The sequence below is a fragment of the Ignavibacteriota bacterium genome, from assembly GCA_016713565.1.
Lineage (GTDB): Bacteria > Bacteroidota > Ignavibacteria > Ignavibacteriales > Melioribacteraceae.
This window is the reverse complement of the sequence record JADJOX010000003.1, coordinates 327,525-343,653: the sequence shown is the minus strand read 5'-3', so window position 1 is coordinate 343,653 and position 16,129 is coordinate 327,525. Positions and strand designations below refer to the sequence as shown.

The 16,129-nt window shown below is 33.4% G+C and carries 10 protein-coding genes; all 10 read left to right on the top strand.

What is annotated here, in order from left to right; all coding sequences use genetic code 11:
* The first annotated feature begins 34 nt into the window (after positions 1 to 34).
* The 10 genes from IPK06_04140 (at position 35) to IPK06_04095 (ending at position 16,119) form a co-directional block, all read left to right on the top strand.
* Positions 35 to 604 carry a D-sedoheptulose 7-phosphate isomerase gene (locus IPK06_04140; protein ID MBK7979201.1) on the top strand — a complete coding sequence of 190 codons (570 nt, stop codon included), beginning with the start codon at positions 35 to 37 and terminating at the stop codon, positions 602 to 604.
* A 12-nt stretch (positions 605 to 616) separates the two neighbouring features.
* Positions 617 to 2,509: an HAD hydrolase-like protein gene (locus IPK06_04135; GenBank protein MBK7979200.1), complete on the top strand. Its 1,893-nt coding sequence runs from the start codon at positions 617 to 619 to the stop codon at positions 2,507 to 2,509.
* A 6-nt stretch (positions 2,510 to 2,515) separates the two neighbouring features.
* Complete coding sequence (locus IPK06_04130) at positions 2,516 to 5,086, top strand: glycoside hydrolase family 2 (protein ID MBK7979199.1); 2,571 nt, start codon at positions 2,516 to 2,518, stop codon at positions 5,084 to 5,086.
* Between the two features lie 13 nt (positions 5,087 to 5,099).
* On the top strand, positions 5,100 to 6,380 hold the full coding sequence (locus IPK06_04125; protein ID MBK7979198.1) for a DegT/DnrJ/EryC1/StrS family aminotransferase: 1,281 nt from the start codon (positions 5,100 to 5,102) through the stop codon (positions 6,378 to 6,380).
* 12 nt (positions 6,381 to 6,392) lie between these two features.
* A complete protein-coding gene (locus tag IPK06_04120) occupies positions 6,393 to 7,388 on the top strand; it encodes a Gfo/Idh/MocA family oxidoreductase (protein MBK7979197.1) in 996 nt (331 codons plus the stop codon).
* Positions 7,389 to 7,402: 14 nt separating this feature from the next.
* Positions 7,403 to 8,245, top strand: coding sequence for an ROK family protein (locus IPK06_04115; GenBank protein MBK7979196.1), 843 nt, complete (start codon positions 7,403 to 7,405; stop codon positions 8,243 to 8,245).
* A gap of 207 nt (positions 8,246 to 8,452) precedes the next feature.
* On the top strand, positions 8,453 to 10,585 hold the full coding sequence (locus IPK06_04110) for a T9SS type A sorting domain-containing protein (GenBank protein MBK7979195.1): 2,133 nt from the start codon (positions 8,453 to 8,455) through the stop codon (positions 10,583 to 10,585).
* A 79-nt stretch (positions 10,586 to 10,664) separates the two neighbouring features.
* Complete coding sequence (locus IPK06_04105; GenBank protein MBK7979194.1) at positions 10,665 to 12,053, top strand: peptidylprolyl isomerase; 1,389 nt, start codon at positions 10,665 to 10,667, stop codon at positions 12,051 to 12,053.
* A 69-nt stretch (positions 12,054 to 12,122) separates the two neighbouring features.
* On the top strand, positions 12,123 to 15,035 hold the full coding sequence (locus IPK06_04100; GenBank protein MBK7979193.1) for a TonB-dependent receptor: 2,913 nt from the start codon (positions 12,123 to 12,125) through the stop codon (positions 15,033 to 15,035).
* A gap of 22 nt (positions 15,036 to 15,057) precedes the next feature.
* Positions 15,058 to 16,119 carry a PorV/PorQ family protein gene (locus IPK06_04095; protein ID MBK7979192.1) on the top strand — a complete coding sequence of 354 codons (1,062 nt, stop codon included), beginning with the start codon at positions 15,058 to 15,060 and terminating at the stop codon, positions 16,117 to 16,119.
* Positions 16,120 to 16,129: the final 10 nt, after the last annotated feature.

The following is a 16,129-nucleotide window of genomic DNA, read 5'->3' as shown; positions in this document are numbered from 1 at the left end:
ATCGTTTGCCTTTATAAAATACAAAAATAAAACTATGAAAAAAATAATTGAACAAGAATTGCTTTCTCATAAAATTGTTATTGAAGAAGTAATAGAGCTTTTACAACCTGATATAGAAAAAGCTTGTGAATTGGCGGTCAATACCTTGAAAACGAATAGTAAAATTATTCTTATGGGAAATGGAGGAAGTGCGGCTGATGCTCAGCATATTGCAGCCGAGTTTACCGGAAGATATAAAGTAGAGAGAAAAGGTCTGCCTGCAATTGCTATTACAACTGATACTTCGGCTTTAACTGCAATCGGAAATGATTACGGTTATGAGTTCGTTTTCCAAAGACAAATAGAAGCTTTAGCTCAGAAAAATGATCTTGTAATAGGAATTTCATCTACCGGAAACAGCGAAAATATAATAAGGGCGTTTTTGAAAGCCGGAGAAATAGGATGTAAAACTTTGGGTTTAAGCGGCAAAGGCGGCGGTAAGTTTAATAATAATTGCGATTTGAATATTGTTGTTCCGTCAAATGATACTCCAAGAGTTCAGGAAATGCATATTTTAATTGGACATATAATTTGCCAAGCAGTAGATGAAAATTTTAAAATGTAATTGGAAAAAAAAATGCAGATTGAAGAAATAAAAAATACGCTCAAAAATTTTGATAAAGTTTCAATTGGGGTAATAGGAGATTTTGCTTTAGATATCTATTATAATCTTAAACAAAATACCGGAGAAAATTCCATAGAAACGGGGAGACCGGTTGTTTACGGTTCTTCTATAAAATCACAGCTTGGAGCCGCGGGAAATATTGCAAATAATTTAGTTACTATTGGCGTTAAAAATATTTTTGCTTTTGGTTTACTTGGAAATGATATTTTAGGCAGAGAATTGAAATATCAATTAAATGACAAAAAAATTAATATTGAAAGTTTAATTTCATTGGATAAAGACTGGGAAACCTATACATACGTAAAACCTTTAGAAAATAAAGACGAAATTTCCCGTTTAGATTTTGGTTCGCAAAATTTTTCTAGTAATGAAAGCCTAAATATTTTATTAGAAAATTTGAAAAAAAATATAAAGATTTTAGATGCTTTAATAATAAACCAGCAGTTTAAAAACCCGCTTTTAAATAATTATGCATTAACAAAGCTAAATGATGTTTTGGCAGAAAACCCAAATTGTAAAGTTTTCTGCGATTTAAGAAATGAATTTGTACGAATTAATAATTCCATTTTGAAGGTTAATTCTTTTTCAATTTCTAAAGAACTTGGTATTGAATTATTTGACGAGAAAGATTCCGATTTATCGCAAAAGTATCTTAAATTACTATATGATAAAATTAAAACACCTCTTTTAATGATTAGAGGCGAAAGCGGATTAATTTATTTCGACGGTAATAATTTTCATTCAGTTCCCGGAATTTATTTAACGGGTGAAATAGATAAACTCGGCGCCGGCAATGCTTGTATAAGTACTTTTGCCGCTTGTATTGGAAGCGGCGCGTCTGTAAAAACCTCATTGGAAATTGCAAATTTAGCTTATGCAATTATTGCGAAAAGAATTAAACAGACCGGAACTGTTAGTCAAGAGGAAATTATAAAATTAGCCGAAGAAAGTTATTATAATTACGACCTTGCTTTGGCTTATGATCCGAGAAAAGCTAAATATTTCGAAAATTCTGAAATAGAGATCATAGGAGAACTTCCATGTAACTTAAACATTCAAAGTGTAATTTTAGATCATGACGGTACTATTTCTACATTACGAGAAGGTTGGGAAACTGTAATGCATAAAGTTATGATCGAAGAAATTTGCGGAGAAAAGTTACTGCAGATATCTTCCGACGAGTACAACCGCCTTTCAATTATTTGCGAAAAATTCATTAACGATACAACCGGAATCCAAACAATAATTCAAATGATGGGATTGAGAGATATTATATTGGAAGAAGGTTATGTACAAAAGGATAAAGTTAAAACCCCCGCAGAATACAAAGCAATTTATTTAGATAATTTGATGTACAGCGTAAATGATAGAATAAAAAAATATAATAATGGTGAACGTTCGATTCATGATTTTACAATTTTAGGTTCGGTAGAGATGCTTAAAAATTTTCATGGCAAAAACCTTAAATTATTTTTAGCAAGCGGTACCGATGAGGATAGCGTTGTTGCTGAAGCGCAAGCATTGGGTTATTCAAATTTATTCTCCGGAGGAATTAGAGGTTCCAAAGGAAATGAAATTGGCGACGCAAAGAAAATTGTTATAAATAGAATTATAGAAGAGGGAAATTGTAAAGGTGAAAACCTAATGGTTGTTGGCGACGGTCCCGTTGAAATTATTGAAGGCAGAAAAGTCGGTGCATTGTGCATCGGAATTGCTTCCGATGAAGTTAGAAGACACGGAATGAATTACAAAAAAAGAACGCGTTTAATTAGAGCCGGTGCGAATATTATTATACCTGATTTTTCTCAATTGAATCAATTATTAAAAATTATTTTTAAAAGTTAATATCATATGAATAAAATACTATTGCAGAATAATTGGAAATTAATTTCTTCGGAAAAAATTGAAAACAATAACGGCGAAGAAATTTCATCGAATAAATTTAATCCGGAAAATTGGTACAATGCAACAATTCCTTCAACTGTTTTAGCCTCATTAGTTGAGAATAAAGTTTATGAAAATCCATATTTTGGAACAAATTTAAAAAATATTCCAACCGAACAATTTAAAATTCCTTGGTGGTATAGAACAGAATTTGAATTGGACGAAGTTCAAACAAATCAAAATGTTGTTTTGAACTTTAATGGAATCAATTATAAAGCAAATGTGTGGCTTAATGGAAAATTAATTACAGATGAAAATCATTTTTTTGGATCATACAGACGTTTTGAATTTTGCATTAATAATTTTATAAAAGCCGGAAACAATATTTTGGCTATCGAAGTTATTCCGCCTAAACCCGGCGATTTTACTATTGGATTTGTTGATTGGAATCCAAGTCCACCCGATAATAACTTGGGTATTTTTAGAGAAGTTTCGCTTCAATTCAATAATGGAGCTGAGATAAAAAATCCATTTGTGGAATGCAAGTTAGATTTAGATTCTTTATCTAAAGCAGATCTTAAAATATCAGCTGAAATAGAAAATTATCTTAATAGAAAAATTTGCTGTGAATTGGTTGGACAAATTAATGATATAAATTTCCGGCAATTAATAAACTTGGAAGCCGAAGAAACCAAAACGGTAATTTTCGATTCAAAGAATTTCCCAAAATTAACGTTTAATAATCCCAAAATTTGGTGGCCAAATAATCTTGGCGAACCAAACATGTATCTACTCAATTTAAAATTAATTTCAGATGAAAAAATCATTGATGAAACTGATACAAAATTTGGAATTAGAAAAATTGAAGATTACATAAATGAAGGCGGTCATCGCGGATTTAAAATAAACGGTCATAAGTTATTAATTAGAGGAGCTGGCTGGGCTGATGATTTATTATTGCAGGATACACATGAATCACTAACAACTCAAATTCAATATGTAAAGGATATGAATTTAAATTGCGTTCGCTTGGAAGGATTTTGGGGCAAAGATCAAAAACTTTATGATTTATGTGATGAAAATGGGATTTTGGTTATGGTAGGTTGGAGCTGCCAATGGGAACATAAAGAGTATTTGGGAAAGGAAGTTCATCCTAAATACGGCGGAGTAATTGAAAAAGATGAAATTGATTTGATTGCGGAATCTTGGGAAGATCAATTGTTATGGCTAAGAAATCATCCGTCAATATTTGTCTGGACTGTTGGAAGTGATATGCTTCCGCATCCGGACCTGGAAAAAAAATATATTGAAACTTTCAATAAATATGATAGTACACGTCCTTATTTAAATTCTACCGGCGGTGTTGGCAGTGAACAGGGAATAATTACCTCAACAGAAATTATCAGCGATATCAGCGGATCTTCAAGAGTAAAAATGCTTGGTCCTTATGCATACACTCCGCCAATTTACTGGTATACGAATAAAAATTTAGGAGGAGCGTACGGATTTAATACGGAAACTTGTCCGGGCGCTAATGTCCCTCCAATAGAAAGTATTAGAAAGTTCATACCTGAAAAAAATCTTTGGCCGGTTGATGATGTTTGGAATTTTCATTGCGGAAAAAATTATTTTTCCAATATTGATAGAACTCAAAGCGCTATTGAGAAAAGATACGGCAAACCTAAAAATGCGGAGGATTTTGCCTATAAAACTCAAATGCTGAATTATGAATTAATGCGTCCGATGTTTGAGGCATTTCAAGTTAATCAAAAAAATGCAACGGGAATAATTCAATGGATGCTAAATTCAGCTTGGCCCGAATTATACTGGCAATTATATGACTCATTTTTAATGCCAAACGGAGCATATTTTGGTGCGAAAAAAGCAAACCAACCAATACAAATAATTTATAATTATGGCGATGAAAATGTTTATTTAGTAAATAATTCACTAAATGATCTTGAAAATCTTTCTGCCGAAATTCAAATTTTTGATATCGACTCAAATTTAATTTTAAGTGAAAAGATTAATTTAAACATCGAAAAAGAATCTTATAAGAAAATATTTGATATCCCCAAAACATTGGCTTTAACAAAGGTATATTTTGTTGACGCAAGAATTTACTGTAAATCAAATGATCTTATAGCAAATAATTTTTATTGGTTATCAACACAAAATGATGTGATGGATTATGAAGCAAAAGTTGAGGGATGGAATTATTATACGCCAAGCAAGCAATACGCGGATTTTAAAGAAATTGAAAATATGCCAAAGTGTGAAATAAAAATTGAATATGAAAAAACTGATAAAAATAATATTGCGATAAAAGCAACTAATATGAATAATAAAATTGCGTTTTTTATTGAAATATTATTGTTTGATAAAAACACAAATGAAGTAATATTGCCGGTGTTGTGGGATGATAACTATTTTAGTCTCTTGCCTAATGAAAACAAAACTATTGAAGCAAAAATATTGAAAAGAGAAATTCTTGACAATTTTGAAGTTAGATTAAAAGGTTGGAATATTATAAAATAAAGGAGAGAAAAAAATGTCAAAATTAGCGGTTAATGGCGGCACTCCGGTTAGAGATACAAAAACAAATCCTTGGCCGGCTTGGCCTGTTTGGGATAAAAATGATGAACAAGGACTGTTGGAAGTTTTGCACAGTGGAATTTGGTCATACAATGGTCCAAAAGAAGTTCAATTCAATAAAATGTTTTCGGAATTCACCGGAACAAAACACACAATATCCGCCGCGAACGGTACTGTTACATTACAATTAGCTCTAGAAGCTCTTGGTATTGGATTAGGAGATGAAGTAATTCTGCCCGGATTAACATGGCAGGCAACTGCCGCAACTGTATTAGATGTTAATGCTACGCCTATTTTGGTCGATATTTGCGAAGACACTTGGTGCATTGATCCAAAAGAAATAGAAAAAGCAATTACTCCAAAAACCAAGGCAATTATTCCAGTTCATCTTTACGGTAATTTTGCGGATATGGACGCGATTATGGAAATTGCAAAAAAACATAATCTTTATGTCTTGGAAGATTGCGCTCATAAACACGGCGGTGAATGGAATGGAAAAAAAGCAGGCAGTATTGGAGATATCGGAAGTTTTAGTTTTCAGCTATCAAAACATTTAACAGCTGGTGAAGGTGGCGCTTTAACTACTAATAATGATGAATTGGCAGAAAAATTAGATGGTTTAAGAAATTGCGGAAGACGACCTGAAAAGGAAGATTTGCAAAATGCTGATAAAGGCGCCGGTGTTTATTTTGATGAAGGAAATTTTATTCAATCGGGGAATTATAGAATTACGGAATTTCAGGCGGCAATTTTAGTCGAAGGGATGAAGAGACTACCTGATCAAAATAAAAATAGAGATGAAAATGGAATTTATGCAAATTCTAAATTGAAAGAAATTCCGGGAATTGTTCCGATGAGAAGAGATGAAAGAGAAACAAAAGTGGCGTATTTTAATTTTTCGTTCAGATATTATAAAGAAAAATTTAAAAACTTGCCCGTCGAAAAATTTAGAAATGCTCTCAGCGCGGAACTTGGTGTTTCAGTTGAAGCATGCTATGAACCTTTGAATAATGCGCCGCTTTATGTTCCGCTTACAAAACCCGCGCGGCATAAATTAAATGAAAAATATTGGAATGATATAAATCCCGCAAGATTTTCGCTTCCGGTTTGTGAAAAAATTTATAAAGAAATTTCCGTTTGTTTTCACCATAAAATACTTATGGGAACAAAGAAAGATATGGACCTTATAGTTGAAGCAATTAAAAAAATATATGACAACGCAGACGAACTAAATTAGAATTGAGGAATAATGAAGAAAATTAATATTGCTTTGATTGGTTGCGGATACATTTCGGAATATCACGCTAAAGGATTAAGCAAGTTGGACAACGTAGAAATTGCAGGTGTTGTAGGCTTGCCAATTGAATCAGCTAAAAATTTTGCGGAAAAATATAATATTAAAAAGTATTCCGATAATTATAAAGATTTTGTAAATGATGAAACAATAGATGCTGTATTAATAAGCACTCCAAATAAATTTCACGCGCCATTTGCTGTTGAATTTTTGCAGAACGGAAAGGATGTTTTTATAGAAAAACCTATGGCAATCAATCCCGATGAAGGTGAAAAAATAAAAAATGCCGCAATTGAAAATAATAAAATTGTTATGGTCGGTCATATGTGGCGCTTTGACGTTGAAGTAAATTTTATTAAAGATTATGTTCAATCTGGCAAACTCGGAAAAATTATAAAAACCAAAGGATACGGAATTCATGAAAATTGGGGTCCGGAAGGTTGGTTTGTGAAAAAAGAGTTAGCCGGCGGCGGAGCTTTGGCAGATATGGGTGTTCATGCAATTGATACAATAAGATTTATATTAGGCGATCCAAAAGCAAAAGAAGTTTACGCAAAAATCGGTACTTATTTTGGGAATTATAATGTAGATGACAGTGGAATAATTGTAATTACTTGGACCAATGGCACAACATCCATAATCGAAAGCGGTTGGTGGCATCCGCACATGGACGGACCCGAAGCAAGTACACAGATATTCGGAACAGAAGGCTACGCTTCGCTTTTTCCAACATTTATTAAATTGAAATCCGGCGAGATTATTGAAGGACCAAAACCGGAAAAAAGTGAACATTGCGATCAAACAATTTATTCGGAACAGATGAAAAACTTTGTTGAAAATATTACCAATAGAAATCAGCCCAATCCGGGGTTTGTAGAAGGACAAGAAGTAATAAAAATTGTTGATGCTGCTTATAATTCTTCAGAAAAAAACGTAATAGTATATTTATAATTTTCGGAGAAATTTTGAAAAAGAAACAAATTATCGGAATCGATTTAGGCGGAACGAATATTAGACTTGGTTTAGTTGAAGAAAGTAAAATTGTAAAAATGTCGGCTGATAAAATTTCTTCAAAAGCCACGCAAGATGTAATAATTAGCGAAATCCTTGAAGCGATATCAAAAATATTTACTAAAGATGTGATAGGCATTGGAATTGGAGTTCCAAGCATTGTTGACATAAAAAATGGTATTGTATATGAGGTTCATAACATTCCTTCATGGAGAGAAGTTCATTTAAAAAGAATTATAGAAGACAAATTTAAAGTTCCAACCTTTGTAAATAATGACGTAAACTGTTTTGTATTAGGCGAAAAACATTTCGGCAAAGGTAAACCCTACAATGATGTAATTGGCTTGGCAATGGGAACCGGCTTAGGAGGCGGAGTTATTATTAATGGAAAATTATATGCCGGGAAAAATTGCGGTGCTGGTGAATTCGGATTGATGAAATATTTGGATAAAAATTATGAATATTACTGTAGCGGACAATTCTTTAATTTCAAACACGGAGTAAAAGGCGAGGATGTTTTATCAAACGCGAAGAACGGAGATATAAATTCGCTTAAAATTTTTGAAGAGTTCGGCGAGCATATGGGAAATCTTATTAATTCAATTATGTATGCGTTAAATCCAGAAATAATAGTTTTAGGTGGTTCAGTCAGTAAAGCTTATAGTTATTTTAAAAATTCGATGTTTAATAAAATTGACGAATACGAATTTAAAACGCAGTTAACCGAGTTAAAAATAGAAAAATCAACACTAAAAAATTCGGCAATTTTAGGTGCTTCTTCACTTATAGAAAATTAAAACTTTTTGATAATTATTTATTAACTTATTCATAATAATAGGTTAATAATGGTTAAGTAATGTTGTGCGGCAGTTAATTATACTGAAGCTTTTTCACTTGACAATCTATATAAATATTGTTAACATTGAATAGCGCAATCGTTTGCACTAATTTAGATCGATTAAAAGTAATTCCAAGAAAAATTTAAAAAAAATCTTTACAGTAATATGAATGGAAAGCTATATTCAAATAATAATCTAAAACACTTAACGGGAGGCAGTATGAAAAAACCTTTGCTGTTTTTATTTATGTTGGTTGTGCTATTTTCTTATTCTAACGGTTATTCACAAATATTCATGGATGGAGACGATACGGATTGGGTTTCTGAACCGGTTTTATTCTCAGCTCCAAACAATGAAGATGGTGTGTTTCCGGCAGAAGTTGGTGCTTGTGTTAGTGATATCGTAGATATCAAAGAAGCAAAAGTTAAAGTAGTTGGTAACGTAATGTTTGGTCTTATAAGATTTTGGGGCGGTCCGGCTTGGCCAAATAATGCTTATCAAAATGATCACGGCGGCGTAATTTATACCGAATCAAGAGGTTATTATCACTTTTTGATTGATCTTGATAATGATGCAACAACTGGCTGGAACACTGCTTGGTATGAAGCACATTATACTCCTGTTGGATATTTGATTTCTCAAGCCGTTGCAGGTCAAGAAGCTCTTGGCGCAGAAGTAATGCAGGAATGGGGTTCCAGAACAAACGATGCTTGGAAAGTCGCAAACGAAGGTGCGGTTCCTGTTAGAGGAATTGATCATTGGTTTGCTGATTATTCTGAATATAATGGTGAAACAGACCTAGGTTCTGATTATGAAATGTTGAATATTTCCGTTCCAAATGCAGATTCTGCAAAAATGATGGGATGGCAAGGATCAGCAAAAATAAACAGCAGCGATGACCCAACATTAGTTAGCGATAAAATGTCATATTGGGTAGGTCATGCTTGGGGTAATGATTTCTTGGAATTTGGATTTGAATTAACTCCTTTAAAGCAATATTTTGCTAATAAAGGAATCAGCTATTTTAATCCCGGTGATGTAATTGGAATTTGCGGTATGACAGAAACTCCAATCGATGATTGGGGTGTAGATATGACAACGAGAGGCGAATATACTTTACCAACTGAAATGACAACTCGTCCAAATGTATTTACCTTTGACGGTGATGATTCTGACTGGGCTGGTTTACCTGTTATTTTAAGCGCTCCAAATAACGAAGACGGTGTTTTTCCTGCAGAAGTTGGCGCCGTTGTAAGTGATATTGTTGATATTAAAGAAGTAAAAGCTAAAATTGACGGTGAAAACGTTTACTGGTTATTAAGAATGTGGGGCGGACCTTGCTGGCCAAATAATGCTTATCAAAATGACCACGGCGGCGTTATCTATCCGGAATCAAGAGGTTACTACCATATTTTAATGGATATAGATAATGATGTTACAACCGGATGGGATGTTGCTTGGTACGAAGCTCATTATACTCCTGTTGGTTATTTGATTTCACAAGCTGTTGAAGGACAAGCAGCATTAGGCGCAGAGGTTATGTTGGAATGGGGCGGCAGAACAAATGATGATTGGAAAGTCGCTAATGAAGGCGCTGCGCCAATTAGAGGATTAGATTATTGGATTGCTGACTATTCAGAATACCAAAGTCAAACAGACCTTGGCTCAGATTATGAAATTTCCAATTTTGAAGTTATGGATAAAGACAGTACAACCATTCTTCAACATGACGGTTTATTGTTATGTAATTCAAGCGATGATGAAACAATAATTGACGGAAATCCAGATTGGATGGCACACGCTTGGGGAAATGATTTCATCGAAGTTGGTATGTCATTGCGTTCAATTAAAACATACTATAAAAACAAAACCGGTGTGGATTATTTCAATGCTGGTGATGTAATTGCTATTTGCGGTATGAATGAAACTCCAATTGATGATTGGGGTGTTGATATTACAACTCGCGGTGAAATAACCGTATTAACAGATGTTAAACAAGATTCTAAAAATATAATTTCAGATAATTTTGTACTAAGCAATAACTACCCGAATCCTTTCAACCCAGAAACAAATATTAGTTTTTCAGTTCCAAAAGTTTCAGAAATTTCTTTGGTAGTTTATAATTCATTAGGACAAAAAGTAAAAACACTTGTAAGTGGTAAAATGATCTCCGGTTATCATTCAGTTGTATGGAATGGTAAAAATGAATTTGGAAACAGCGTTCCAAGCGGTATCTATTATTACAGATTGGAAGCAGGTTCAAACTCAATTACCAAAAGAATGGTACTATTGAAGTAATTTCATCTTTTGCTGTGAATGGGGATAATTCTCCATTCACAGTTTTATCTTTTAAATTCATTATAAATTATAAAACTCTATGTTGAGAAAACTACTGTTAAAGAATATATTAATTTTGATCATTTCCGTGTTTTCTTTTTGGAGCTGTTTATCAAAAAATGAAAACCCCCAGCTTGCGGAATTTGAGAACGGAAATGTTTTACAAAGTGAATACATTGAACACTTTTTGCTAAGCACAAAATTTAAACCTGATCAGCAGCCGACAATAGAAAATCTACAAGAAATAGTTTCAAATAAAGCGCTTGAAAAAATTTCAGTAATCGAAGCTCTTTCCAAAAACATCGATAAGGATTCAACTTATCTCAGCATTATTGAAAATAATCAGCGTCGCTTGTATTATCAAAATTATATTCAAAAGCAGATTAGTGAGAAAATGATTACCGATAGTGTGGTAAATAAATTTTATTCTGAATTTACACCTCAATATAGAATGAGTTATATAATGCGACCTTTTCTCGATTCATCCTCTGATGAATTTCATGTATCTCAGTTGAAAGAAATAAATTCGGCATATTCAGAATTGCAAAAAGGTAAAAAATTTGAAGAAGTAGCAGCTAATTTTTCACAGGATATTTCTACAAATAAAAAAGGTGGTGATTTAGGATGGATAATAAGAGAATCTATTGGCGATGAAGAAATTAGAAAAGTGATGGATACGCTCAAAGATTTTACGTATTCTAAACCATTCAAAGGAATTGGTGGCTATTATATTTTATATAAAGGTGATAAAAGAGAAGTACAAGTTCCTCCATTGGATGAAATAAAGCAAAAAATTTGGCAAACACTTTTTCATAGCAGAAGAATATATATTCAAAAGTATGTTGATAATAAAGTTGAAGAATTATCTCAACAATATAATTTGGTAGTTTACAATGATAAAATTGAAAACTTTTTAAAAAAATTGGAAAGTTCAAATTCTGCTGACCTAAATTTTGAAGAAATTTTAAAAACTAATCCTAATTTGGTATTGGCGGAATATAACGGCGGTAAAATATTACTATCAAATATATTTGCCGATAGAAAAAAATCACCTACAAACAGAAGCGAATTTTGGCAGAGATTTACAACAATTAAAGAGCAGCATATTATTGCAAAATTTGTCAGCGAATCTAATGATACTGTTGACAGCGAATTGCAGAATCAAATTGAAATAATGAAGTCTTCATTATTGAGATCGCTACTTTATCAAAAAGAAGTAAAAGATAAAGTTGAAGAAGCAATGAAAAATGCAGCCGATTTGCAGAATTTAGAAAAAGTTAAATATAGAGCGGAAAAAGAAAAATCACTGCGCTCTGAATTTGAAAATTATCTTAAAAATAAATATAAATTTAAGTTTATTGATTCTAATTTTGATGAGTCAATTAAAAAGGCAAGTGAACAAAAAAATAAGCAAAATTTAACGAAGTAAAACATAACTGAAATAATTATTTTTTGATTAAACATTTTACAAATTTATTTTAACAATAGTGAGTTTAGAATGATATTGTTCAATAACAAATCAATATTTTCATTCATACTATCAATTATATTTCTATCACACTTAACATTGTTTGCCGGCTCAACCGGAAAGATTGGCGGAAAAGTAATAGATGCAAGAACGGGCGAACCTTTATTCGGTGTAAACGTAGTTGTATTAAATGCCGGAGGAATAGGTTCGGCAACTGATGTTAATGGTGAATATATAATAATAAACCTTCAGCCCAATACATATACTTTGAGATTTTCAATGATCGGCTATAAAACATTGGAAATTTCAGACGTTCGCGTTTATATCGATAGAACTGTGGATGTGGATATTAAATTGGAAGAAGCGGTAATTGAAGGTGAAGTCGTTTTGGTTGAAGCAAAAAGAGAAGCCGTTGAATTGGACAGAACCAATTCGGCTTCATATGTAAACAGCGATGAGATTGAATCTCTGCCGGTTTCCACATTGGATGAAGTAATTCAGCTGCAAGCCGGCGTAATTAAAGATGCCAGCGGTAATTTGCACATTAGAGGCGGCAGATCTAGAGAAATTTCATATATGATTGATGGTGTTCCGGTTACTAATACTTTTAGTCAAAGCGGCGGTTCAAATGTTAATGTGGAAAATAATTTTATTCAGGAACTCCAAGTTATTACCGGAACGTTTAACGCTGAATACGGATCAGCACAATCCGGTGTAATTAATGTGGTTACAAAAGTACCGGATCAGTTTTACTCTGGTACAATTGAAGCATTATCAGGCGGATATTACTCGCCAAATTCTCCTATGTACATTGGCGGTTTGACAGATTTCGATCCTTTTAATGAAAGTGAAGTAAAATTTTCAGTTTCTGCTCCATTCAAATTTTTACCTGAAAGTTTGGGAAAATTAGGTTTATTGGTAAATGGAAGAATTGAAAATTCAAAAGGATATTTAAATGGTCAAAGAAGATTTATGCCTGAAGACGGTTGGGAAATTGCAGTTTACAGAGAATGGTATAGAGCAAGATTCGATCCTCCCGATCCATTGGTAATTCCATTACCCGATTCTTTGCATACAGGTAATGGCGACATTGTTCATATGGAAACTTACAAGAACTACAATTTTAACACTAAATTGGTTTACCAGCCGTTTGGCGGACTGACAACATCATATAGCATATTTTACAGCAATATCGAATCAAAAGATTTCAGTAATAGTTGGAAATTTGCCCCTGACGCTTTGCCGACTACTTATACAAATAACATGACACATATGTTTGTTATTACACATACACCTACTGATAATATTTATTACAATTTGCGTTATTCATTCCAAATGAATGATGAAAAAGAATATATGTATGAAAACGCGCAAGATCCAAGATACCAATTAAATGCAGTTAATCAATGGGATCCGGGAGCAAGCACGGGATTTGATTACGGCGGTCTCGCAAGCTGGGATAGAAATTGGTTCGAACAAAAAATTCATTTGGTAAACGGTGATCTTACATGGCAGATAAACAAGGTTTTAGAAGTTAAACTTGGTTTTGAAGGTAAATCATACAACATTCATTATAAAAATGCTCCAATGAAAGAAGTTCTTGGTCACGAAATTATGCAGTTCCCTTATACTCAAAGTGAAATTAGAGCATTTGAGCTGCCATATAATGAATTTAAAGAAGCTACAAGAAATTATTTATACGGTACAATTCTCTTAAGAGAGGCAAGTCCCGATAGTTCTGCCGATGATTTATTTTATGTAGATTATTCGAGGAAACCTATAGAAGGCGCTGCATTTGCACAAACAACTTTGAATATGGGTGAAATTGTATTGAATGCGGGATTCAGATTTGATTATTTTGATTCCAGAGATAGATATGCGCCGACTTACTCAAATGTTTTGCCGGAACTAGTTGGTGATGATAGATATTATGTAGATGTTAAAAGTAAATATCAGTTTAGTCCTAGATTGGGATTATCGTTCCCAATTTCAGATGGCGGAGCTTTGAGACTTTCGTACGGACATTTTTTCCAAACTCCAAGTTATGAGAAAATGTTTGACAATCCGGTTCTTCCTCACTACAATCAATTCAGCATTGCAAATAGAACAATTGGAAATCCGAATTTAAAACCTGAAAAAACTGTTCAATATGAAATTGGCGTTCAGCAAACTCTTACGCAAGAGCTTTCGATGGAAATGAGCGTATATTATAAAGATATTCGCGATTTATTGGGTATTGAATTATTGACACTCAGCAATGCGACTGCTTTTAGCCGATATATAAATAAAGAATATGGTCATTCTTCAGGTGTTACGTTCGCGTTAAACTACAGATCAGCAGATAATAGATTTTCCGGCGGATTGGATTATACTTATATGGTTGCAAAAGGCTCATCTTCATCATCTGATGCTTTATTAGCCGTACAAATACTTTCCGGACCAAGTCAAGGAGCTTATACTTTAGCAACAAGAAATATTGAATTTTTAGATTGGGATCAAACACATTCTTTGAATGCTACTTTCAGTATGAGACCTTGGGACAGAACAGTACTGAGTATTTTGGGCAGATTAGGTTCTGCATTGCCGTATACGCCTTCAACTATAGATTATGCTTTGGAGCTTCCAAGTGGTTGGTGGGCTAATATTGATCGTAGACCAATTAGATGGAACGTTGACATGAAACTTTCTAACGGTTTTACATTATTTAATTTAGATTTCATTGCAAGTATTAATGTTTATAACATATTTAATCATCTTGAACAAAATGTTGTTAATTCAATTACCGGAGAAGCTGGTCCAAACGCATATATTCCGGAAATTGGAAAAAGACGATACGAAAGAATTGATGAAGTTGGAGCTTTTACACATGAAGAAGCTGATTATAATCCGTCTTGGTATTCTCGACCAAGATTTATTCAAGTTGGGTTAGGCATTCAATTTTAGAAAAAAAATTAAAAGACGATATATGAAAACACAAAAATTACTATTATTATTTCTCATTTTTTGCTTAGCGGTAAATGTTAATGCACAAGTTGATTCTAAAGATTTGGGCTACAATACAGATGCAAATAAACGCGGTTCAAGCGCTGCGGCAATGTTGGGAATTGGAATAGGTGCAAGAGCGGAAGCAATTGGTGGTGCCTTTGTTGCAATTGCGGATGATCCCTCGGCACTGTATTGGAATCCTGCTGGGATTACTCAGCTTTCATCTATCTCCGTACAGGTTACAAAAACGGATTGGTTCGTAGACACTGATTTAAGTTCTTTAGGTTTTGTAGTTCCGCTGCAGTCTTTAGGCGGAGCGTTAGGCTTTCACTTAGCAATGTTGAATTATGGTGAAAATCCTGTTAGAACTGTTTTTCGTCCGGAAGGTAACGGTGAAACATATTCTGCGTCTGATTTTGTCGCCGGTTTGTATTATGCAATGAATATAACGGACAGAGTTTCTGCAAGCGTTGGAGCTAAATATTTTAGACAAAGTATTTGGCATGTAAGCGGATCGGCAATTGGTTTTGATATGGCTATTTTATTTCAAACGCCAATTGAAGGATTAAAGTTAGGCGGAACAATTAGTAATTTGGGTGCTGAATTCGGATTATCCGGCAGAGATTTAACAGGCATTATTGATGTTGACGGTAGAAAAACAATTTATCTAAATAATGATAATGTGCCAATAAATCTTGCGACAGAAACTTATGCGCTTCCATTATTATTCAGATTTGGAATTGCGTATCAATATAATCTAAATGAAAGTAATGCCATAACCATTGCAAGTAATCTTAACCACCCGAGCAATAATGTTGAAACTGTTGATTTGGGAATGGAAGCCAAAGTATTAAACGCATTTTACTTACGCGCCGGATACCAATCGTTATTCGCAGAAAGCGCCCAAAACGGTTTAACTTTAGGCGCCGGATTAAATTATAAAATTCTTGATATGGCAACTATAATTGTAGACTATTCTTGGTCTGATTGGGGCGTATTAAGTTCGGTAAATAGATTTTCAATTGGAATTAGTGCATATTAAAAAATAAAAT